This window comes from Shewanella sp. 5S214, assembly GCF_041439795.1.
GTDB classification, from domain to species: domain Bacteria; phylum Pseudomonadota; class Gammaproteobacteria; order Enterobacterales; family Shewanellaceae; genus Shewanella; species Shewanella vesiculosa.
In genome coordinates this window covers 1-22,444 of sequence record NZ_JBGOOV010000035.1, presented here as the reverse complement: position 1 = coordinate 22,444, position 22,444 = coordinate 1, and the positions used below count along the sequence as shown (strand labels likewise).

Below are 22,444 nucleotides of genomic sequence, written 5' to 3'. Positions count from 1 at the left end.
CGAGTAAATCACTTTTGCCTCAAAGTTTGTTCATATTGATTAAAGTTTGAGTTGAAGCAAATTGCTTTTTCAAGGCATGTAGAAATTGATTCTCTGTAAGTAAACAATAGCGCCATCATAAAAAATGGCGCTTCTATATTTACTATTTCTTTGGTCTTACAACAGCTACAAAAGCAGACAAGGTATTTCGGATATATGGTTTGAGGTTAGGTCTTTTATCGAGCCACAATGCGAGTGACTCTCCATTTTTATAATACCAAGTGATAAACCATTGTCCTGCTTTATGTTTTTTTAACCTGTCATCACGCCAGAACCTTAACTCATCAACAGTTGGATGGTCAAAATCCTCGAATGCACTTGTAGCGACAAAACACGCACTTTTTGCTGTGGCAGTTCCACTTCGACTAGTGATCGTCCTAGTACCCGTTGCAGTAGTACTTTTAGTAATTACTTCGTGAGCAACTTTCCCATCTTTATTAAGTTCGTTAAAAGTATCTACGTGGTCTTCTGCTTCTTTTCGTGATCGGATTTCCAAACTATCACGGTCAACTTCTCTCTTTTGAATATTGAGAGCTTCTTCAGCAGCCTTTACACTTATATTTTTTATTTGTTCTTCGTTCAGGTTTGCGAGTGCATTACCGAGAATGTCGCTAGTAACTAACGCTTTGTTCTCACTTTTATTATTCAATTCAACCTCCGAAAATAGATGACACTAACCTTTTCAAAAACGGTTTGCGAGGTGTATAAGTCGACAATGAAATACTCCCATTTGGAAATTCTATAGTTTGGTTGATTTGTGCTGGCTCTTCTTTCGCGAGAAAACTTTCGACAACCTCCAAATCTCCATATGCGCGCTTTTCAACCCGGTTTGCACTTTCTTGTTCTACTTTAGCAAGCAAAGCGCGAGCGATAGTAACATCATCCTTCGCCAGCCAAGAAATTGCTTGAGTTAGATCTTCAGGCAACTCAATGATTTCTCTAGCCTCATAAAAACTCTGTATAGTATCGTAGACTCGAGCCAACCCTTCTTGAGGTTCGTCAGTATTGATACTGATATGGGCTATTTTTTTATGCCTTTTGCTTTCATAAAACAAACAGATTTCTTTTGCTATATCATACCGTTCATTCGCTTGTAGGCACTCAGGGACGCAACGGACAAGTCGTTCTTTCGTTTGCCCTGAAAGCTTGGTTGCATTTGACTTCCACTTTGGGAGTGTTTTTCGGGCGTATGCTAATGCACTTTGTCCATGCTCAAGAGCATAGACTCTGAGAATTAGTTCAATCTCGTTGGAAGTTGCAGTGTAAAACCGTTGAATGATCATATCTAAAGCGGATGCACCTATAAGCCTTTCTAACTTATACTCTTTCGACTGTGTTGCTCGCCCCCAACTCTTGTATGACCTAGGGCTATAACGATAACGTCTTCTCATTTAATTGTAACTTTCCAAAAAGTAAGTTTAACTAGATAGGATGCTCGAGACGTTACTTAAAACCCAGTCGAGCAATATCGTTTTCTTGAATTCTACAGTAACAAATAAGCTGCTCAAACCTAAATACAACTTGACCAGTTCATGCGAAAGATCACAGCAATGAGAACATATAATCCCCTGAAGGCATCAAAAGCTTCACATACCCATAAAGCTACTGGCTCATGTATATCCATTTCTGAGTTTGATAGCTGACACGTTTCTGCCCCTTTCCTCGTTAGTACAATTACTCAGTCATTTTGTAAGAAGCAAAATTTCCCATACTAAATCTATTGATAAAAGCATCAAAAAATACGTAATTAACATTACGTATTTTTTCGGTTTAAGCATCGCTTCTAGAATGGATTGCTAGATATCAGCAAAAATGCCGAGTAAGTTCCACAGACAGTAAGTGCAAAAATCTTATGGGTGTCCATTTATCCTAGTTGCATAAACATCAGCGTATTGATACTTTATGTTACGAATAAACAGTCACCTACAGCAGATTTAACTTTTATAGCGTCAGAATCGTCATGTAGTGAAATGGTCCTTTTTATGTTGGGTGGCTTGATAAATTTTAACAGATAGAACACTTGATAAATTTGTACATGGATTGCGTAGATGACTTTTCACAGGAAGTAAAAGAAGCGGCCAAGCCATAGTAAATTAAGCCAAATCACCGAGCAATATCGCATACTAATTTTCATACTTAACTAAATGCTCTAACAAGGAAATGTAATGACATTAATCAAGTGCAAAGCTTGCGGGGCTAAAATCAGCAATAAGGCTAAAACATGCCCTGCGTGCGGTGAGTCGGCGGCTAAGAAAACCTCATTCGTAACATGGGGCGTATTGCTCATCATCGTATTGATTGTTTATGGCGGCAGTAGATCTGAAAGCACATCATCAACGAATAGTAGCGAACCGCCAGAGCTGTCAACGCAGCAGCAAGCCGACATTAAGACGTTGGCAAAGGAACGCGCTCAACGCAGCATAGAAATAGAACTAACGGTTAAGGCCGAAAGAAGCGTATCTGAAATGATGAAAGATCCCGATTCAACCAAGTTCAAGAACGTATTCTTCAATAACACGAAAGCTGGCGGTGATGTGGTGTGCGGCAACTTTGACTCGAAAAACAGCCTCGGAGCTTACTCTGGTTACAAGCGCTTCATATCGAATGGCAAAACGACATTCATTGAGGGGCAAGATACCAATATTGCAGACATTTGGACAAAGATTTGTCTAAAGGAAAAGCAACAGCCCCAAACGACACTCTAACAGGGGTCTTAAATTCATGGATGGTTTGAAAGATTTATCTGAAATTGAACAGCTAAAGATCCTCAAATCAATAAGACTTGGCTGTTCAAATGAAGCCGAGTTCGAAGCGTATGTAAAAAACCACCTAGGTGAAGAGGGCGTGGAGGAAGTCATCAGACGAATTGATGGCCTTCTATTTGAGGACGAATTTCTGCTTCTGTGTAAATTGATGAAATCTTGCATCGCTATCAACGGTTTAGATCAGAGCTTTGCGATAGATAATGGTTTTAAAGTGCCTGACTATCTAGTAGCATTTAACCTTAGCAACACGATTTACGATTTAGACCCCAAGCCAGCCAAAATATCTGCTTTCGTAGAGGTAAAGACCACTAAAGGCAGCACAAATAAAATTGGCTCAGGCTTTCTAAACAAATATTCCAAGTATGCTGAATTGTACGATTTACCCCTGATATTAGCCTCTCGTTTAAAAATCAATGAGCGACGACATTGTTGGGTTTTACAGACCGAAGAACAACTGAAAAAATCAAAAAACACATCTACACCCAAAAGCTTGGGAAATAACAGTGTCGGGCATCTTCTTCTAAATGACTATTTGATAACCCCAACAGTCGATATTTTTCTCGATTTAGAATTTACAAAAATACCGACAACAACAGAATTCTATTCCAACCTTTACGGATACTTAAAATCTATAACTATGACATTCGATGGAAGCAGAATTGTCTTAGCCGAAGAAATGCTTCCATTTGGTTTGTTTTTGGAATGCTTTCCACAAGAGATAATTTTTGAAAAGAAGCATGGTGCTGGTTTCAGCGTAAGAAGATGGATACAGAGAGCTGACAGGTTGTTGAGTGAAATGGTGCTAAGAGCTAATTACTTCATGCTGGATTTGAATGGAGACTATTACTCTAGCGCGAGCAGGCTATTGGCACTATTAGAGAACGACATGGCCACTGAGATTAATAGAGAATTCTTTGACAGCGCCATTTCGTATTTCAATTCGGCATATCCATTGTTTGAGATTATTCGACTTGGTAATGAAGAGAACAATCAAAAACTTATGAATGCATTACTCGGAACAGAGGCGTTTTAACAAGCTTCTATAAGCATACAGCCTGAGATAGAGTGATAGAAATGTGACTATTTATACATAACTGACTGCATAAACTCAGTTTTATGCTAGTTTGTCACGATAATGCTCAAAACACGTTGATTAAGCTCTATATGACGCAAGAAGTGCACTTAAATAACTATTAAAGTGCACTTCAGTTTCAAAAAGTGCTGTGCGCACTATTACTCACATAACGTCTATCTATCTGGACAAAATGAGTCGTCCAATACAGTTTTGCATACGCGAAAACTTCAAATAGCGGGCGTTTTGACTATTGATTTTGGTTCACAGCCCCTCAACAGTATGAATATATACATTATTATCTAGTTCTTACCAAATTTGTGATTAACACACTGTCTAAAATATGCTCACTTATACTTGTTTGAAAAAAAATATCGCGTAACATCATGTGCTTATGTATGCAGCGGTTTAAATAATTGGTTTAATAAGTGCTCATACACGTTTAACTATAGTGAATTTTTAGACAGCGGTCAATTTCTTCAACTAATACAAGTATTTAGTTGCATGCGTTTTTGCTGGTCGAACAAGGAAGGCGAGCATGCGCATAAATACTAAGACTTTAGCATCCCATATTACTCATAGAATTGGCATATAAAGGAAGTAGAAAATGACAACGATAATGGAAGCGCCTGATAATATTGGTGAGTTAGTTCAAAATGCTGGCTGTAAATATGACTGGAAGGCTCGGCTTTCTGCGTTAGAAGAGTTGAGGAAATATGATTGCCAACAATCAAGAGATGTAATCATTAGGCTGGCTCTACACGACAAAGTATATAAAGTTAAGGAAGAAGCTTTTAGAGCTGCTCAAGCATTTGGTCTTGAGAAAAATGGAAGACCGATAAATTTGGGAAGAAAAGATATTGGCTATAAGTCAAAAGATTTTACAAAGCTATTTTTGAAAGTTAAGAGAGACAAAAAAATGGATGAGCTTGATTTGGCTTTATTCAAAGAAACTTTCAAAATTCTTAACCCTGAAATGTACGATGTAATGAGCTTTGAGAAGGGCAGTAAATTGGATAATTGGATAATTTCGTCTTACAAGAGTTTACCTAAAGATTAGAAAAGTGCAAACAAGTACCTGCAAATCTGAGCTCCGGCCACCGTTACCTTTTGTGCAAAACTCCGCACAAAAGGCGCCAACAGTGCCCGGTAGTTGAGACGGCATTAAGCACACAAGGCAAAAGAATATCGACGCATGGAAGTCCGAAAAATTGAGTTTAGTCTCTTAAGGTACTGATTTTAAAATGTTGTCGTAATTTTACAATACTCATCCTATGAATGGATTCAATTGCTCGAAAACGAGCGAAGTGAGCTTAGATGTCCGCAAATCTGTCACATACAGTTTGGTTAAAAAAAGCTGGCCAAAAAGTCACAACATCGGATGGTGTGTCTGTCGACGTGTTTGAGCTTCAAATAGATCATAGTATGGCTCAAATGCTAAGCGCTTGGGCGAAGTCATTTCGAGAGCATTACTGTCTTGACACACAGATAGACCGACTCCGAAGGGGCACTGGTAAGTCTCGCGCTGACTACCTAACAGATATGGTATTTCCAGACGTATCACACGATTTCGGGCCAGCGACACGTTCCGGAGATTTTGCGGAAATTCTCATTGCAGATCTTCTTGAAAGTCAGTTTGGTTTCTGGGCACCTAGGACACGTTATGACGATAAGCTTGTTCGTAACGAGTCACCAAAAGGCACCGATGTGCTTGCGTTCAAGTTTCATGGTGCAAGTCACTATAATCCCTCCCGTAAAGACGTTTTGATATCTTTCGAATCTAAGGCACAACTTAGCGGTAATAAGGTCCAGCCACGGCTGCAAGATGCTGTGAAAGACTCCATTAAAGATGTTTATCGTATTTCAGAATCCTTAAACGCTATCAAGCGGCGCCTGATTAACCGTGGCGATGAGCACGGTGCTGACCGAATTGAGCGCTTCCAAAATGGACTAGAAATTCCCTACGTTCGAATGACGGGGGCTGCCGCAGTTTTCTGTTCTAGCGTTTACGACTCTGCCTATATATCTGAGACGACCAATTGTGCCGGTCACGAGAATGTCGACAATCTTATGCTCGTTGTTGTGCATGCCAATACATTAATGGCTTTCGTACACACTCTTTATGAAAGGGCCGCTAATGAAGCCTGAAAAACGAACCCGTTTTGCTGCGGCAATAACTCTTTCGAAAGGCAAAATGTATGAATACGGGATTCCCGTGGAGGACCATCTTGAGTTCCCAAAAGGGCTCGATCTTGATATGCAGTTTCCTTTGGCTATAGGAACACTGGGAGACATCGCATCTGAAACAGTGGGCCGCGTCGCTGGGTCGGAAGATGGCATCGAGACTCCCCAAGATGAGATCATCTTCTCAGCCCAGGTGCTTCAGGCTTTTGATGAGTCCCTGCTGAATCGTAGCATTTCGTTCAATTTGCGTTTGTTGTCGGCGGCAGGCTTCTATCTTGGGAATATCCCCGGCAATGCCGCAGTTCAGATATCTCGGTTAAGCCAGCTTTCAGAGTCGGAAGCGGACCCTGACCCCTTCGCAAAGGCAGTGAGGTTTGCCTTAGACAAACCATGGGTTCGATCCCGAGTTGCGTTTGAAATCCCCAGAGCGAGAGCTATTCTGGTAGCGCTCCAAAGGCATTACGCGACAGGACTGGAGAACAGCGCAGTCGTCAGTGGGATTAGAAATTTACGAAATTGGGCGTATTCATCGGCCACAGCCCATGAGTTGTTGATGTCTGATTTGCTTGGTGCAGTGGCGGTGAATCGAATCGCTAACTCCGCGTGGACGTTGATACCTCAATACAGTGAGCTGGCTCCAGAAATATGGAGACCTTACCTATCTCGCGCCCTGTCTATCAAGGAAATGTGGCCTTCACAGCGAATGCTTGGGGAAGCAGGTCTATACAGGGGACAGTCTAGCGTTGTTCAAATGCCAACCAGCACCGGCAAGTCTCGTGCAACAGAGTTGGTAATCCGATCCGCTTTTCTTTCATCGCGGACTAAATTGGCTTTAGTGATTGCACCATTTCGGGCGCTTTGCCAAGAGATAGCGAGTGATCTAGATAAAGCGTTTAAGGATGACGGTTACAGTGTTAATCAGGTCAGTGACGCGTTACAGCTCGATATTGATCTCAATATTTTGGGTTTAGAGATTGAAACGAAGCCACAGGTCGTTGTTTTAACACCAGAGAAGCTGCTTTTCTTGTTACGGCAAGAACCAGACATCGTTTCGAACGCGGGGTTAGTGGTTTATGACGAAGGCCATCAGTTCGATACTGGCACTCGCGGGGTGACGTACGAATTGTTGCTAACTTCCATCAAACGGATACTATCGGAAGATGCGCAAAGCGTGTTGATCTCGGCGGTAATACAGAATGCGTCAGCCGTTGCTAATTGGCTTTTGGAAGATCAGTCGAAGGTAGTGGCTGATAACTCAATGCAATCGAGACGTCTGGTCGCTTTTGCGAGTATTCCTAAAAATGTCACGGATGGGCAGTTGCAGTTCAACGTCTTAGCGGACAGTGAACAGAGCTTTTATGTGCCACGTGTGATTGTCTCTGAAAAGATGCCCCGCCTAAAAGGTGAACGAAAGGACAGACTTTTCCCTACTAAGGAAAGTGGCTCTATTGCGTTATACCTCGCGTTATTACTTCTGAAGAATGGTGGTGTCGCTATCTATGCAGGCAAAAAAGCATCTGTCGCAAAGATTGTGAGGGATGCAGTCGAAGACACTTTTCTCCGTGGCATCTCCCTCCCTTCACCGCTGGATCAAAGTGATCCGGAAGAGATTCGTCGATTCGTTCGACTATACAGTGAGAACTTCGGCGACGATGCTTACCTAACGAAGGCAGCTGGGATAGGTATTTTTGCTCATCATGGAAACACCCCTCAAGGTGTTCGCCTCGCTATAGAACATGCGATGAGGCAACGTCTTATTCGTCTAATAGTCTGTACCTCCACTCTTGCTCAAGGGGTAAATCTTCCCATCCGCTATCTGCTTGTCACAAGTGCAATGGTTGGACGGGAGTCTATTCGAGTTCGAGATTTCCATAATCTCATGGGGCGAGCGGGCCGAGCAGGAATGTATGGTGAGGGCACGGTAATTTTCACAGATCATCGCCTGTACGATGAACGTTCCACTCAGTCATATCGCTGGAGCGATACGGTGAATCTAATAAAGCCTGATACTGCTGAGTCCACAGGAAGCACGTTGCTTTCTCTGTTTGATCCGATGACGAACGATTCAGGCAGAGATCCCATAACCAAACCGAGCCCGTCTGAGATCGCTACTCAGATTGTCGATAATTGGGACGGCCTTTGGGCTGGGGTAGGAAATATTTCTGAGGATCTCATTCGAAAAGGATATTCAGTCGCCTCCCTTCGTGCACAATTGGGGGGGAAAAAGAAGATTGTCGAAGCCGTAGAAAGCTTTCTGATGACCTACCGAAGTGATGTGGACTCAGAGACCTTTGTAGCAAATGCCAAAGTCCTTTCAAGTGAGACGTTGGCCTATTCACTCGCCACTCCAGAGCAGCAGATGTTGCTGTCGGGTATTTTTGAGTCTGTAGCACGAAGGATTGAAAAGCTTGTACCTGATACAACTACTCAACATCGATTTGGACGCACTCTATTGGGTATTGATTATGCTTTGGCAATTGATACTTGGGTTAGTGCCAATGAGCAAACTCTGGAAGAGGTCTCATCGGCGAGCGAGCTATTTAAGAGGGTTTGGCCATTGTTGGTTTCTCTTTCGACCGAGAAGAGGCTTCATGACACAACTCCTAATGTGGCATTAGGTAGATTGGCTACTGGATGGCTCGAAGGGCATTCGTTCGCAGTTCTTCTGCAACAGCTCGATGACATAGGTGCTAAGTATCCTCATGGAGCAAATTTTAGGACATTCGATCTTGATCTGGTCGTAGATCTTTGTGAGCAGACATTCGGCTTTGAGTTCGCTTTGCTCCTTGCTGCTGTCAAAGAGGCGTTCTTAACTCTGGCGGCAGAGGAGATTGGAGATGAATTTAGAGGGTATGCAGATCTTCTTCAGAAACGCTTGAAATACGGACTTCCTGGTCAGGAGCCTATCTCGTATTACGAGGCTGGTTTCTCTGAGCGAGTAATAGCACAGCACATGGCTTTAACAATTTTGGATACTGCCGAGACTAGCTACGAGGCCAGTAGTTTGATACGTGACAATCTGGCCGACTTTGAGCTAGTCCTCCACAATTACCCCTCTTATTTTAGAGATGTTTTTCAAGGGATTGTTGCACCATTGACGTAATTCATTAATAACTAACAGGACAAATAAATGACCACGATTTAACACTATGTATTACTTTTATTTATCTGAAATGAAGGCGCACTTACAAAACCGTAAATCATTTATGTCCAAAAGTGAGCTTGAAAATGATCAAACTTTATTATCAAGAAATGACATTCGTCCTCAGATAAATTATCAAACTATTGCGTTGTTACCGCTCATGACAACCTTAATTTTTTATCAAACTTTAATATGGTCATACAAGACCAGATTCAGGCTGCTTTAGAAGCCTTCAGGCTTGAGCATAATCCAACATGCGCTTATTACCCAGTGGAATTGGTGTTTACCGAAGATTAGGTAAAAATATATAAATAAGTCCATGAAGGTATTCACTTCATGGACTTTTTTGTGAGAATAAAACATTTACAAATCTACCGTTAGACTCTAACGGGCATTATTAGAGTAACTAACTCACTAATATCAAAAGTAATTAATATGGCCGTTTTTTTGGTAAAATAAAATGTCACGGTTTCACCAGACTGTTTTGCAAGCGCATCAGCAAGACAGGACGGATTAACGCCGACTATCAAATTCTCACATTGGTTTATTTCGGACTCTATCAACTCTGAAAACTCGTTAGATTGGTCGCTACTTGATACCGACATTTGCACGGTTTCACCAATATCAAATTTAATAACGGGAATGCGTTCAAGAGCCGCTACAGCATGAAATCGTTTAACGGTACTCTTTAGCTCTGCCAAATTAAATGTCACTCCGTTACGTCTATCAGTTGGTATTACTCGATTGGTATCAGGGTAATTACCATCACCAAGGATTGATATAACAGAGGTGTCTTGACTGACAATAGAGGCTTTTTGTTCATCAAATTCAATACTCACAACTTCATCATCGTCCAAGTTTTGAGCTAATACAGCCGCCATTAATGATGTAGGCACTAAGTAATTACCATTTCCAGAACATGTTAAATTCCTATGTTGTAATTGGCTAAGTCGATGGCCGTCTTTGGCGCAAACCATAACGACTTGATCGTCTATCTTCAAATTTACGTGGCACAAATAATTTCGAACATCATTCTTTGCCACCGCGTAACTCGCAGAATTAAATAGTGAGGTGAGTTGTGAAATGGAACATTGGATAGTAGAAATAGGGGCATTTATTATGGGGGCAGAGGGATATTCATCGGCATTAAAAATGGGCGACTTCAATTTACTTTTGCCGCTTTTCATTAATAGACTTTCATTTTTTATTTCAAACTTTGCGATATCGGCAGATAAAGCGTTCAATACGGCACTTAATCGCTTGCCTGACATGCTAAACGATACAGGGGTGTCAATCTGTGCAGGTAATGTTAATGAGTTGAACTGAGTGCCATTAGAGGCGCTAAATCGGACTTGATCATTATCAACTTCAATTAAAACGAGTTCAAAAATTGGATTAACTTTACTATTAGCGTGATTGCAAATAGTTTGAATACGATGTTTTTGATCTAACGGTAAAGTGAACATATTGAGCGCCTTTGTTTGTGTTGTGAGCCATGTGTTCTATGGTCACATACACTTTAAAAGGCGCAACTATCTCAAATTAGCTTATTCAAATTATCAATTGTCACGTCAAATTCAAGTGAGCGAATGAATGTTATGTTAGCTATTTGACTATTCACATGAGTAAACAGTATTTCAGCATTACCAGAGCGTTTAAAGTTGCCTAATGAGATGTCTTCTCCAACTTTCATAAACTTATCTGAATCCATGCCGTAAACCGAAAAATTAGCAGAGTGAGGATGCTTCTCTAAGAAAGCCTTGGCAATTTTCCATGTAGAAGCCACATGAAATGTTAAGTTGCCCCCTGCTAACACTGCATAGCTTTGATTGCTTTCTTGTGACTGTTGGTTAGAACCCGGTCCAGTGGCATCGACAATCATAAAATGACTATTTTTTTTACTAGAAAGCATCAATATATAGTTTATAGCGTGTTTGGGTTGAGGTTTTGAGCGGAATTCAAGACTCAGAACTTTTATCGATTTTTCAGACCATATCGCTACCATTGCAAAAGGGAGATACTCGATTGATTTACGTAAATCCTTAAAAAACGTGAGTAATTCTTCATTGGTAACTTCAGTGTTATAGCGTAAATCCCGAACAGATAATTGATGGAAGCTACAATCAACAAATATTGGCATCTCTGTTGGGTTAATGGGTAAGGTATTCTCATCGGGTTCAATCATATTTGTAGAGTAATTAAACTCAGGACAGGGCGGGACATCATTCGGCCGAAGCGAAATTTCAGTCATCATGTCAAAACCCTTATCTTCATAGTCAGACACCCGCCGACTGAGCTCCAATTTAATGTTATAAGCTGAATGCCAAATTTTCTTATTATAGAAATGCCGGGTCGTTCCATTGTTAAGGATGGAACGTTGTAGGCCGTAATTTTGTTGGCCATCATGCTCTATCATGAGCCGTACAATATGTTTCGTATCTGGATGTTGTAGCACGATTAATTTTTCAATAAATTTATAAGGATGCATAATTAAAACCCCACGCCTAATGTGTCTTCACTCCATGACTCGATACAATCTTCTGGCAATTCAGTGAGCCATTTAGTAGAGTCCTCTTTAACGACATTCTTATTTTTCACCGTTGGTTTTACAGGTTGAGAGAACGGTATCACCACATTCCCATGTTCTTGTTTGAAAATCTGGTCAATTGAGCTGGGTTGTTTTGAACAGCCACGAAATTTGTAGTTATTTAACGGCATTACTTTGCGTAGCGCTTTTGCTTTATTGAATTGACGGTCATGCAAATTCAACAATGTAGAAACTAATTGAATGTCACCACAGTTATTCAAAGCTGATATCGTTTTAAGGCCGCGACGTAAGCATGATGCTTTATAAAACATCAATTTTTTCGTATTCGTTGTATAAGGATTGACGCCGTTCAAGCGGTCATGAGTGTTTGCCCACATAGCTTGTTTGGCTTCTTCAGCAGACATCTGAGATAAGAACGATTGTCCATTCTCCATATCAATGATGCAGTATACTCCGTGTAATTCACTTGGTTCAGCAGACACGTCATGAAATACTTTTTGATTAGCATGGTCGAGTTTGAATGAGTCATTTTCATATACGGCATTGATCACGATATTTGCAATGCTAGTTTGGGTTGTAAGCAATGACACAAGGCCGCTCAAGCTATGGCTAATTTCAAATTCAAAGCTGAATTTAGCTTCATGATAGCGAGCTTCTAACTCCATTAAGTCTCCAGTGATTTGTAAGCCAGAATCAATGTAAGGCGATAATGCTTCAACCAGCGATGTAGGGATCACATCTTTCATCGTGAAGAAATCATGGCCGAATTGAAATCGGGTGCTTAATGAGTCGGTAACGAACTTAGCGATATCATCTAGCTGTTGGTTATTCAATGGGTGAGCAAAAGCATCTGTCATTTGTTCTAATGTAGATTTGATAGTATCCATGTTGATTAATCCTAATATTCAGTAGAGTAAAGAGCAGAGCGCGTATCACTCGATGCGTTAATCATGTTGCGCCAATCTTTAGCCCCGCGTCGATATAGTGCGACACGGCGCATTTCCGTTGCCCAAATGCTATTCCATGGGGTATTGCCCATTTTCATTTCAATTTGATTTTGGGCGATAGCATCTAATTCCTCGATACTCATATAAGAAACATGGACGGAACCATCCATTAAAACGCTGCGACAATACCCGCCAGTGCAAGCGCCACGGACACTGGGGTCAATGGATAAAGACGTGACAAAATGCTCAACGTCGTTATTAGCCACTTGGACTCTAAATTGGTCTTTTTCGTAAACCAGTGTTGCACTGGTATTTTTAATCACATTAAATTGAGTTGCGATGGCGATTTCACCACGATAACCAGGATAGAGTTTAAGTTGCAATTCACCTGTTTCAGTATAAGAGGGCATTACATAAGCCAGTTTCTTCACAGGGTTAAGGGATAGGCCTAAACGACACATATTCAATAATAATTCGTAGACAGACCATGGTGCCGCCTCGCTAAAAGGGGTCGCCGTGTTTTCAGAATTAAAAATGATATGGTTTAAATAATTAATCTCTTCATTTAGATCAATTGATTGGCCAATGACTTGGGAACTTAAATATGCAAAGCTTTCAGTGAAAACATGTTGAAATGGGATGATATTCATAACTGGCTCCTAAAAAAGATAGGTTTAATGTAAATCAGATTGCTAAACCCGCAACTACACATCTAATACCCATGTTGAACGGCTTTTATCATGGCCATACCAATTGCCTGTGGAGAGGGCTTCATTGAAATCATCCAATAAAGTAAACAGTTCATCAGTTGAATCAGTGACTTTTCGTTCTGATAATTCAAAGGTTTCACAATTGTCAGCGTCTTTGTACTCTGTGGCGACAAAACAAAAGTGTTTTACTGGAACGCCAGCCAAATTAGCCACGTAGGTATAGAAGACTTGCTGTAAATCATAACGAAGATCACGTATCTGATAGCCAAACTTAGTGGGGTTAGTGGTAAGGGTGGTCTTAAGATCAACGGCAATCGCGTCATTACGCAGCCAATCAAATCTAACTTTAAACAGTAACCCCGTTTTAGGGCATCGAGCAATCATAGAGAGTTCTGGATAACCGTCACTAATTAACCAATCTGCTTTCGGGTGCGCTCGGGTACTTTTTTCAACTCGAAAGGCATCATCCCATACGATATGGTCAATAACGTGTTGTTCAATGAGGTTTTCCCAAATAGGTTGAGATGGACTAATTTCGAGAATTAATTCAATTTTCATATCACGACCTAACGAGGTATCAATACCATAAAATGCTGCCATTTCATTGAGTTCTGTATCAGTGCGAAGATAATTTGCATAACGAGCATCTAAAAATTTACAGATGGCATTTTCGCGTAGCTTTTCAAAAATAGGCAATGTAGGGTCGCTTTCGTATAAGCGCTCCACTAATGCCATTCTTGCGCCTGAAACGGGCAAGTTACGGCTAGCCAACGCTTCTTTAAGCTGTGGAATAGTATCAATCAAGGGTAAATCAGGGAAATCATCAGGGGTCGGGTTTTTCATGTAATTACCATGAAAATTGTGTGGTTCAAGCACAAGCATATGTCCATAAGTACCCGCATCAAATGTATGTTTTTGTTGTTTAGATCTTAGACGGCAAATATCTGAAAGGTATTGTCGAAAGTAATGATGGCGACCTTTGGCAAAGGTTTTAATCCCCGTAGAACTGTGTGCGTCTAAGGAATGGTAAACGGCATTAGGCATATCAGTATAAATACCCTCAACAATATCACCAGAATCGGTAAGGAAGTTGGCCTTACCATTAGCTCCGTAGGCAGGTTGAATAAAGTCATGCCAAGTAGATTGTGATTTGAGCGCCGTATTCATAATTAAACCCTTTTGTTTCGATTTCTAATATTTATAATCACATGAAAGTCGAAACCCGCAACTGCATTACTAATCAATAACTTAATGTTCAGTTGCGCGTTTTTAAAGATGTGTAAAAATGAAATAAAAAATAGCGTGTCCCAAATAGACACGATGTTAAGACGATAAAACGAAAACATTTGATATATCTGTTATATCGAATAGGGAGTTATCAATGGGAAAATGGTTATTTTGTATATTAATGCTGTTAGTGAGTAGTTATGCCTTTTCAGAAAGTCAGCATATATATGAATTCAAAGCTTTATCGGCTTCCGTGTATTTGGAAGATAACGAGACAATTGACCAAGCTGTAAACAGAGCAAAATCAATGTTGCAGATAAACGCTGTATCAATGACGCCAAAGTTTGTAAGCCTCGATTCGCATTACGATAGCAAAACGGATGAAATTATTGAGAAAGGTTTAATTGCTCAAGGGGCCAATGTTCGTGTGTTTAATACTCAATATGAACGAGGACTGGAGGATGGTCGAATTGTGCTACACGTTACGGCCGATGTGTCGGTAGATATTTCAGCGATGCAAGCAAAGCTTGGGAGTGAGAAGCGTGAACGGCTATTGGAATCAACCATAGATGATTTATCGAATGAGTACCAAAAGCTATCAGCAGTAATTGAAAAGATGAAACGGAATATCACGTTAAGCAATCTTGATGCTCTTGTTGTTACCGATTATTACGCAGCGTTAAATAGTTCATTGACTGTAATTGACGGTGATGCGATTAAAAATCAATTACTGGCTCATAAGCAAGGCACTACAAGTAAAGGGAAATTGAAAGCCGAGTTGCTTGCAGCTTATGAAATGTTTGTGTTGCCATTCATGGCCAACCCAATGGTTGACTACCAAGTGCTTGATATTATTCCACATGAATACGCAGTTGCGGAAGTTAAGATCCGAGTTACGATAAATCGAAAGGGTGATTACAACGCGCCTTGGTATCCATCATTGCAAAACGGTGCAGACGTTGAATTATGTAATAAGTTCTTTTATGGCTGTGACGCGCTGGTGTATACCAAGTTAAAGGAAGTTGAGGTCAAAGAAGTGTTAAGGCCGAAATATTGTGGTGATTCATTGTTTGAATTTCTCCCTTATTACGCGCCTGGTGCGAAGTCATTCAGTGATGACAATAACCAAATTCGGTGTGGAAGTTCAAAAAAGTATGCTTATAAAAATATGCATTTCTATCAAACCGGTTATACCAATATGCGGCCTATGGCACAAATGCCAAGTGACCCCATAGTATTTACGGATGCATTTAAAGAATTATCGAATACATCCTTTTGGTTGCACATCAATATTGGTGATGAAAAGTTCAAAGTGAACATCAGCAACCTTTTGATTGAAGACGTCACTATGTCGGCATTTATGCCTGAAGCAAAAGCCATTAACGGGTTAAAAGTTGGGTTTAAGGTTGAGGGGGAAACATACGATATAACATCGCATAAGTGGAAAGACGTATCAGGCAAACTATTGCGTTTTCAAAGCAGACAAATTGCATTTTATTAATTAAGGACTCACAAATGAATAAATTATCATTATTGTTTATTGGATTATTGCTTGCGGGTTGTGCGACTGACCCCGTAGAACAGTATGTTGAACATCAAGAAACACTAAAAGAAAAAGCCGTAGATAATGCTAATGCTCAATTGGCTAGCGTGCCAGATTGGTACTTAAATCCGCCTAAAAATGATGACCTGGGCATCATGGGTGTAGGTGCAGCATCGTCAAAAGACATGAATCACGCATTGAAAAAGGCACGTTTACAAGCTGAGTTCGAGCTAGCTAAAAACTATCGACAAGAGCTTTCTGGCTCTGAACGGGTATATGAGCGTGAAAATGGGATGGGCACACTCGTGCAAACGAGCCAGTTCTTAATCGACAAGCTGGTTGATTCGGTTCCGATTGTTGGTTACGACATGGTAGACCAAAAAATCCAAGTACTTCCTGACGGACGGTTTCAGGCTTATAGCTTATTAAAACTGCCATATGATGAATTCAACAAGGTGCTTCAAAGCATTAAGCTTGATTCTCAAGATGCTCGCGAACTAGAAGCTTTTAATGACTTAGAGCGACGATTAGAAGCAAAACGTAATCGTAAAGCTGATGAAGCGAAACGAGATCATGAACGTAAGATGGAATTAATGCAGCAACAACAAATGGTGTTGTCAGATAAGCCTAAAACTATCGTTAAGCCAGTTGAACAACCTAAGCCAGAAACAGTGAAAAGCACAGTTAAATCGACCTTTTTGGATATGGTTAATTAATTATGATGTTTCGTAACCATCTAGTCGTAACCACAGCGGTAGCTATTACCGTTGTAAAACACGCTGATTTTGCATTGCCGTTGTGGTTGCTGCTGGTGGCTATTTATGTGGGCTCTTTGCTACCAGATCTGGACCATCCAAGTTCTACGATAGGAAGGCGCTTTCTATTTATTTCATTGCCGTTATCAGGCTTATTTGGGCATAGACAGATCACTCATTCATTGTGGCCATTTGTCATCATATTATGGGTTTTTAGTTATGAGCCAAGTACAATGACTTTAATTTTAGCCTTTATGATTGGGTATGCCTCTCATTTGCTGGCGGATTTAGTGTCTGATAGTGGAGTACCATTATTTTGGCCGTTTCAGAGGCGCGTGGGTATAAAGTTATGTTCATCAGGCAGTGTGATTGAGCCGATAATTGCATTCGGCTTACTGGGCTTATCAATCATTTATTAAGGACGTTATATGAAATCGACACAAGATGACTTTTTAGATCAAGTGCTTTTATCCAAAGAGGATGTTAGTGAAATACCGGATATTGTTTCAGCCGAGGTATACGAACGCATAACAACTCAAGAACTAGTAGATATTATTAATGAGTTTAGTTTCAGCAATGCCGATGTTGCGCTCGCTGCAGATGATTCAATGTTTAGCATAAACATTGAAGCTGGCAGGGTACTATTTTTCAGTAATAGCTCTTGGTCAACGAGAAATGGTGAGACTTTCTTTGGCATTATGGCAACGCTGCCTGTTGGCTTTGATTTAAATTTTATTTCAAAATTCAATCAGAACACCAAAATAGGACGACTTTACACCATAGACCAGAGTAACGACGCTACAATATACCGCGTTGATATTCACATGAATGGTGGAGTGACCAAGCGAAATATTTATTACATGATCAATACTTTTATAAATTGTTATAACCATCTGTTCTCGGGGCTAATATCAAATGAGGGTGTCTATGAACATTAGACTACTCAAAACAGTGTTGGTCTTAGGCGTGTTGGGCGCAGCTGCGGCTTGGTATATTACTGATTCTAAAAATAACCAAGAATCAGTGCAAGCTGAGATGACAGCCAATGTCTATGGTGATTGGGTCGCTGCAGAAGGCTTCTGTAATACAAACGTTCAAGGCATTGATGGCGTCGACATAACGAACGAATTTTTTGTAAAGAATGGAAAACGGACACCCATTAAGCAAGTTCTAATTACTCCGCAAGAAACCGCCATGGATATGTGTAACCAGGGAGTAATAAAATATGATTATGAGTTTACGCTCTTACCCACAAATGAAACGTTCCACCATGGTTCGATGGGGGCATTTGAGTTGATTAAATCGGTAGAAGACTCTGTGATTTATTTTAAAATGAGTCAAAAATTTAAAAAAAAATATGAATTGTTTCACGCTAAAATCAAATGATTTTGGCCCAGTTGCCGGTTTTGAATGGAGTGTAAAGATATAACTATCAAACAACTCACATTAATAGGCATAGCTAATGAACATAATTTTAGATCATCAAATTCAAAAAACAGATGAAGACTGCTCAACGCATAACGTAATGTGCACATTCTCAACCTGTAAAGGTAAACGATACACCCTGCTTCGTGGTAGAGAATTAAAATTAATAAAGTTTCATTCTAAATCGAGTGAGATTCAAAAGTCTTTGGCTTCAGCCGAGCTCGAGAGACGCAATTATATCGATAGCCAGGTGTTAGGAATTTCATTTGATATAACCCTTCATGCAATAGATAGGCTTAGTACCATCTATTTGCATAGATTCATTAATGAATTCGATGGCGAACGTGGGATTAGCAGTTGGTGTAATAGCCTTGTAAAAGAAGCCTTAACCCAGCACCAAGACCTTTTAGGGCTAAACGAACTTATCATTAGACATGAGGGCATCAACTTTACCTTTAGGGCTAGTGATTATGCAGATAACTCCTTGGTATTAACAACGATTAATTGAGAAGCAAGGAAAAGAAATGTTTGTAGAAATTAGTAATCATCCTTATGTACTCATGGTTATAGCCATGTTCTTCCTTGGAATATCATTTGTATTTTTAAGAAAAGTAAAAGGATTAAAGTCTGCACAATTCATTATTGAAAACCAATTTAAACCGGTTGATAAAGGCGTGATAGAAGAGGGGGTTCGTTTTTTTCAAGGTGATGAATTAACCCGATATAAAACCTTAATTGTTCGCATTAGAACTCTGTATGGACACGAGGGGGTCAAAGTAGGTCACATGGCGTGGATAATGCAAATAATGAATGACGAAAGTATTGGTGTCTAACGACTCATTTACTAAAGCTAAAACGATGCTTGAGCGACAGGTCTATCAAGATCATCGTCTGACTCTCTACTGTGGTGCAAAATTTGACGCTAAAATGAATATCGAAGCTCCAGAAGGCTTTGTGACTACTACTCATTTAAAAAGAGCTAAAAAAGTCGAATGGGAACATGTGGTTCCTGCTGAGAACTTTGGCCGTGCTTTTAGTGAATAGAGTGATGGTCATAACGAATGTGTCAATAGCAAAGGAAAGTCATTTAAGGGAAGAAAGTGTGCTGAGAAGATGAATACAGAGTATCAATATATGCAGGCCGATATGCACAATCTTTTCCCTGCAATTGGTGCCGTCAATGCGCTGCGTAGTAACTACAACTTTACTATGCTCCCATCAGCGAAATCTGATTTTGGTAATTGTGACATGCGAATTGATAATCGCAAGGCTCAACCTCCGATAGTTGCTCGTGGCATTATCGCTCGAACATATATGTACATGGAACAGACTTATCCTAAATACAAAATGAGTAAGCAACAAAGTCAATTAATGCATGTTTGGGACAAACAAGATCCTGTTACTCGATGGGAGTGTAAACGTTCTAAACGTATTGAAAAGCTTCAAGGCAATGCAAATAAGATTGTTGATAGTCGCTGCGAATCTATTCAATAGTGAATTAACTGTTTAGTTGACTGCTGTATTTCATCTTATTGCAATGCTTATACTGACTCCACACAGATAGATGTGTTCTCGTTGTAAATTGATAAAATATGACTAAATATGCAGCAAACGCTGCATATTCTATTTTTTATGATTACATGCAGAACGAGCTAATAAAGCGCTAAAACACGTTAAAAGTGCATTTTAAATATCATTAAAGTACAAATTTTTTATCGGATATACAACTAGTAGTGTAATTAACATCGTTTCTATAAAACTGACTAATTTTTGCTGACTACATCTACCTGTTGCAGCAAGCCGCCATTTTAGTGAAAGTATTTTATTACTGTATTTATATAATCATGACACTTTTCATTGATAAACCCATGTCTTTAACTTCTATAACTTTTTTCATTGAGGTAATATATTGTGATACAAATTTATTTAAATTGTAGGAGATACAAATGAGCCAAGCTAACACTATCACTGAAAAACGTGCTATCGCACTAGAAATTCTAAGCAACAGAAACAGTATTAAAGGTCTGTTTTCGGAGCTTCATTATGAAGATGTTACCAAACTAGTAAACCGAGTTAATACAGTTTATAACGCGCTCAAAAAACTAAAGGATACTGAGCTGGCTGAAAATGCAGCTAAAGCATCTAAGATTAAAGAAATTCAAGATTTATTGTTAGCACAAGGATTAACACTTGAAGATTTAGCAAGGCAATCTACCGCATCAACTAAACCTCGCAAAAAACGTGTAGTAGCCAAACTTGAGTAGATAAATTGTTCCGAGCCAGCCGGAGCACTGCATCAACCTAGTTTTCGATATCTATGCTAATCCGTGAAAATCTAAATTAGATCATAGACGGACTCACACATGTCCAAAAATAAGTTAGTGAACAAAATATAAGTAAATAACACCTATTGCCTTACTTATAAATGTTGTAATAACTTATCCATATCCATATGAAACTTGAATATAATCTTACCATTTGTGATAATAACTTTCTAAAATCTAAAAGGAACTTAGATAAATGAACCATCAACAAAAAATATATGAAGTATCGGTCACTGCTATTGAGGATGATTTAACTCGAATAACAGGTGACCGTACCCTCGCAAAAGCTCATGCTGAATCTCTTAGTATTTATTATCGAGGTGAAATTATTGACTCGGTAAAGTATAAAGAAGGCATAATTCAACAAGCAGACTTGCTTTTATCCCGAAGAGTGCGTTGGGAACACATGAAGATGCACTCTACTAAATTAGCCGAGAATATGTATGCCGCTAATCGTGGAAAGAAGCCTGATAATACTGCAGCTCATCATATTTATCCTGGAGTGATCTGCGTGCCGCTAGGTCTAGATTAAGATTAGCAGCTTTTGGTATAGATATAGATCATGAAGCCAATGGTGTTTACCTTCCTAGATTTCAAAAGCATGTCCCAATGGACTCAATGCCTGATGCTTATCCTCACTCAAAGATACACTCCGGTAAATACTATCTGAATGTTGAATACCTACTTGAAGATACTATAGCCGAAGGTTTAGGCCATCGTGGGATTATTGAAACGTTACGTGATGTAGCAGAAGACCTCAAGATTGGTGTATTTCCGATTAATTCATCTTTAACTGCAGCAGGGTAATAATAACTAATGACTTCAAAGTTTAATAAGGTATTTAGCGTATATCTTGACCCTGATGAATTTATGCTTCTGAGTGAATCCGCATTTGAACATGTTTTGCAATTGACTGAAAATAGATTGCTTTCATTTAACGGTAATATTTCAATGAAAGAATTTTGGGGATTACTCAATGTTGTTTGGCAAGTTGAACCTTCGAACAATCAGAAGCTTAAAGTACCAGACATAGCTGGCTTAGGAGCCTCTACCTTTGTTGTTTCTCCAATGTATTCGCACTTATTCCTTAATGATTTTGGAAAGAACATTGAGCTTCTAGAATGTAATAATGACGGCGAAAAATGGCTTGCATTTAATGTTTTAGGGTTTGATAGCGCTTTGAATGAAGATCTTAGTGAAAGAAATATGCGTAATGATCGACCTGATAGGATTCGTAAGTTTAAGCGCATGGTATTTAATAAGAGTGGTATAACTAACCCGAACCTATTTAGAGTTCGTGAAACGGGTCTTTTTTATTACACTACAGATGCAGAAAATAGCTTATATTCAATAGTTACAAAAAATAGTATTTCAGGACTCTTTTTTAAGGAAGTAGAGTGCTGTTGAGAATAAGATTTTTATTATTTTTTCATATCAAAAAGCTCTGAAAGCTATTGATGCCATTAAAGGTGATGTTGACCGAGAAAAAAGCTCCGCGTGTGAAGCTAGCTCTCTTATGAACCATAAAAAATGTTCACTGAATCATATACATGTACAGAAATTAGCCTCGACACGTAAATTATTTATGTCGGATAGACGACACTTGTTACCAAGTGCCGCCCTCCTAAAAACCCAGCGTGCAACTTTCACTGCACTAGGCTCAAGCCTCCACAAAGGTATCGTTTGATACCCAGCAACTTATAAAGCAGTGAGAGCAGGTTCATTCCAAGCGTTACGAGCTTGCCTTTTCGATTTTCTCCTAG

23 protein-coding genes and 1 pseudogene are annotated in these 22,444 nt (G+C 39.7%); 17 read left to right on the top strand and 7 right to left on the bottom strand.

The features are described 5' to 3' along the window. Positions 1–142 precede the first annotated feature (142 nt). Together ACED29_RS18680 and ACED29_RS18675 are read right to left on the bottom strand one after the other, a co-directional pair. The gene (locus tag ACED29_RS18680) at positions 143–688 is read right to left on the bottom strand and encodes a CFI-box-CTERM domain-containing protein (protein ID WP_347691047.1); all 546 of its coding nucleotides are present in this window, start codon (positions 686–688) and stop codon (positions 143–145) included. A gap of 1 nt (position 689) precedes the next feature. Beyond that, on the bottom strand, positions 690–1,322 hold the full coding sequence (locus ACED29_RS18675; protein WP_347691046.1) for a hypothetical protein: 633 nt from the start codon (positions 1,320–1,322) through the stop codon (positions 690–692). A gap of 882 nt (positions 1,323–2,204) precedes the next feature. Between ACED29_RS18675 and ACED29_RS18670 the strand changes: the two genes are divergently transcribed. From ACED29_RS18670 to ACED29_RS18650, 5 genes are all read left to right on the top strand, one after another. Further along, positions 2,205–2,744 carry a zinc ribbon domain-containing protein gene (locus ACED29_RS18670; protein ID WP_347690968.1) on the top strand — a complete coding sequence of 180 codons (540 nt, stop codon included), beginning with the start codon at positions 2,205–2,207 and terminating at the stop codon, positions 2,742–2,744. Between the two features lie 16 nt (positions 2,745–2,760). Then, a complete protein-coding gene (locus ACED29_RS18665) occupies positions 2,761–3,837 on the top strand; it encodes a hypothetical protein (protein WP_347690967.1) in 1,077 nt (358 codons plus the stop codon). 646 nt (positions 3,838–4,483) lie between these two features. Then, positions 4,484–4,936, top strand: a complete 453-nt coding sequence (locus ACED29_RS18660; protein ID WP_347690966.1) for a HEAT repeat domain-containing protein — start codon at positions 4,484–4,486, stop codon at positions 4,934–4,936. Between the two features lie 257 nt (positions 4,937–5,193). Beyond that, positions 5,194–6,024, top strand: coding sequence for a Hachiman antiphage defense system protein HamA (locus ACED29_RS18655; protein WP_347690965.1), 831 nt, complete (start codon positions 5,194–5,196; stop codon positions 6,022–6,024). Beyond that, positions 6,014–9,163, top strand: coding sequence for a DEAD/DEAH box helicase (locus ACED29_RS18650; RefSeq protein WP_347690964.1), 3,150 nt, complete (start codon positions 6,014–6,016; stop codon positions 9,161–9,163). Before ACED29_RS18655 ends, ACED29_RS18650 begins: the two co-directional genes overlap by 11 nt. 416 nt (positions 9,164–9,579) lie before the next feature. Here the strand turns inward: ACED29_RS18650 and dnaN are convergent, their stop codons facing one another. The 5 genes from dnaN to ACED29_RS18625 all read right to left on the bottom strand — a co-directional run bounded on the left by dnaN (position 9,580) and on the right by ACED29_RS18625 (position 14,574). After that, entirely contained in the window at positions 9,580–10,668 is a 1,089-nt protein-coding gene (gene dnaN / locus ACED29_RS18645) for a DNA polymerase III subunit beta (RefSeq protein ID WP_347691023.1), read from the bottom strand. 71 nt (positions 10,669–10,739) lie between these two features. Next, positions 10,740–11,690 carry a hypothetical protein gene (locus tag ACED29_RS18640; protein WP_347691022.1) on the bottom strand — a complete coding sequence of 317 codons (951 nt, stop codon included), beginning with the start codon at positions 11,688–11,690 and terminating at the stop codon, positions 10,740–10,742. Positions 11,691–11,692: 2 nt separating this feature from the next. Beyond that, positions 11,693–12,637 (bottom strand): hypothetical protein, encoded by a 945-nt coding sequence (locus ACED29_RS18635; RefSeq protein ID WP_347691021.1) that lies wholly within the window; start codon positions 12,635–12,637, stop codon positions 11,693–11,695. 11 nt (positions 12,638–12,648) lie between these two features. Then, entirely contained in the window at positions 12,649–13,347 is a 699-nt protein-coding gene (locus tag ACED29_RS18630; protein WP_182742722.1) for a recombinase RecT, read from the bottom strand. A 54-nt stretch (positions 13,348–13,401) separates the two neighbouring features. Continuing rightward, positions 13,402–14,574: a PD-(D/E)XK nuclease-like domain-containing protein gene (locus ACED29_RS18625; RefSeq protein ID WP_347691020.1), complete on the bottom strand. Its 1,173-nt coding sequence runs from the start codon at positions 14,572–14,574 to the stop codon at positions 13,402–13,404. Positions 14,575–14,788: 214 nt separating this feature from the next. On the opposite strand from ACED29_RS18625, the gene ACED29_RS18620 reads away from it, so the two are divergent. The 12 genes and pseudogenes from ACED29_RS18620 (at position 14,789) to ACED29_RS18565 (ending at position 22,088) form a co-directional block, all read left to right on the top strand. Next, a complete protein-coding gene (locus tag ACED29_RS18620; RefSeq protein WP_371698365.1) occupies positions 14,789–16,135 on the top strand; it encodes a hypothetical protein in 1,347 nt (448 codons plus the stop codon). 14 nt (positions 16,136–16,149) lie between these two features. Continuing rightward, positions 16,150–16,893, top strand: a complete 744-nt coding sequence (locus ACED29_RS18615) for a hypothetical protein (protein WP_182742719.1) — start codon at positions 16,150–16,152, stop codon at positions 16,891–16,893. A 2-nt stretch (positions 16,894–16,895) separates the two neighbouring features. Continuing rightward, entirely contained in the window at positions 16,896–17,351 is a 456-nt protein-coding gene (locus tag ACED29_RS18610) for a metal-dependent hydrolase (RefSeq protein WP_182742718.1), read from the top strand. A gap of 9 nt (positions 17,352–17,360) precedes the next feature. Next, positions 17,361–17,870 (top strand): hypothetical protein, encoded by a 510-nt coding sequence (locus ACED29_RS18605; protein ID WP_182742717.1) that lies wholly within the window; start codon positions 17,361–17,363, stop codon positions 17,868–17,870. Then, entirely contained in the window at positions 17,860–18,318 is a 459-nt protein-coding gene (locus ACED29_RS18600; protein WP_371698363.1) for a hypothetical protein, read from the top strand. The genes ACED29_RS18605 and ACED29_RS18600 overlap by 11 nt, the downstream gene beginning before the upstream one ends. A gap of 76 nt (positions 18,319–18,394) precedes the next feature. Then, complete coding sequence (locus ACED29_RS18595) at positions 18,395–18,865, top strand: hypothetical protein (protein WP_371698361.1); 471 nt, start codon at positions 18,395–18,397, stop codon at positions 18,863–18,865. A 16-nt stretch (positions 18,866–18,881) separates the two neighbouring features. Beyond that, positions 18,882–19,190, top strand: a complete 309-nt coding sequence (locus ACED29_RS18590; RefSeq protein WP_371698360.1) for a hypothetical protein — start codon at positions 18,882–18,884, stop codon at positions 19,188–19,190. Beyond that, positions 19,168–19,851, top strand: a pseudogene (locus tag ACED29_RS18585) (endonuclease). Before ACED29_RS18590 ends, ACED29_RS18585 begins: the two are co-directional and overlap by 23 nt. A gap of 452 nt (positions 19,852–20,303) precedes the next feature. Then, positions 20,304–20,621: a hypothetical protein gene (locus ACED29_RS18580; protein ID WP_371698358.1), complete on the top strand. Its 318-nt coding sequence runs from the start codon at positions 20,304–20,306 to the stop codon at positions 20,619–20,621. 256 nt (positions 20,622–20,877) lie between these two features. Beyond that, complete coding sequence (locus ACED29_RS18575) at positions 20,878–21,213, top strand: hypothetical protein (RefSeq protein WP_371698357.1); 336 nt, start codon at positions 20,878–20,880, stop codon at positions 21,211–21,213. Then, a complete protein-coding gene (locus tag ACED29_RS18570) occupies positions 21,189–21,488 on the top strand; it encodes an AHH domain-containing protein (RefSeq protein WP_371698393.1) in 300 nt (99 codons plus the stop codon). Before ACED29_RS18575 ends, ACED29_RS18570 begins: the two co-directional genes overlap by 25 nt. Positions 21,489–21,497: 9 nt before the next feature. Then, on the top strand, positions 21,498–22,088 hold the full coding sequence (locus ACED29_RS18565; protein ID WP_371698356.1) for a hypothetical protein: 591 nt from the start codon (positions 21,498–21,500) through the stop codon (positions 22,086–22,088). The last annotated feature ends 356 nt before the right edge of the window (positions 22,089–22,444 follow it).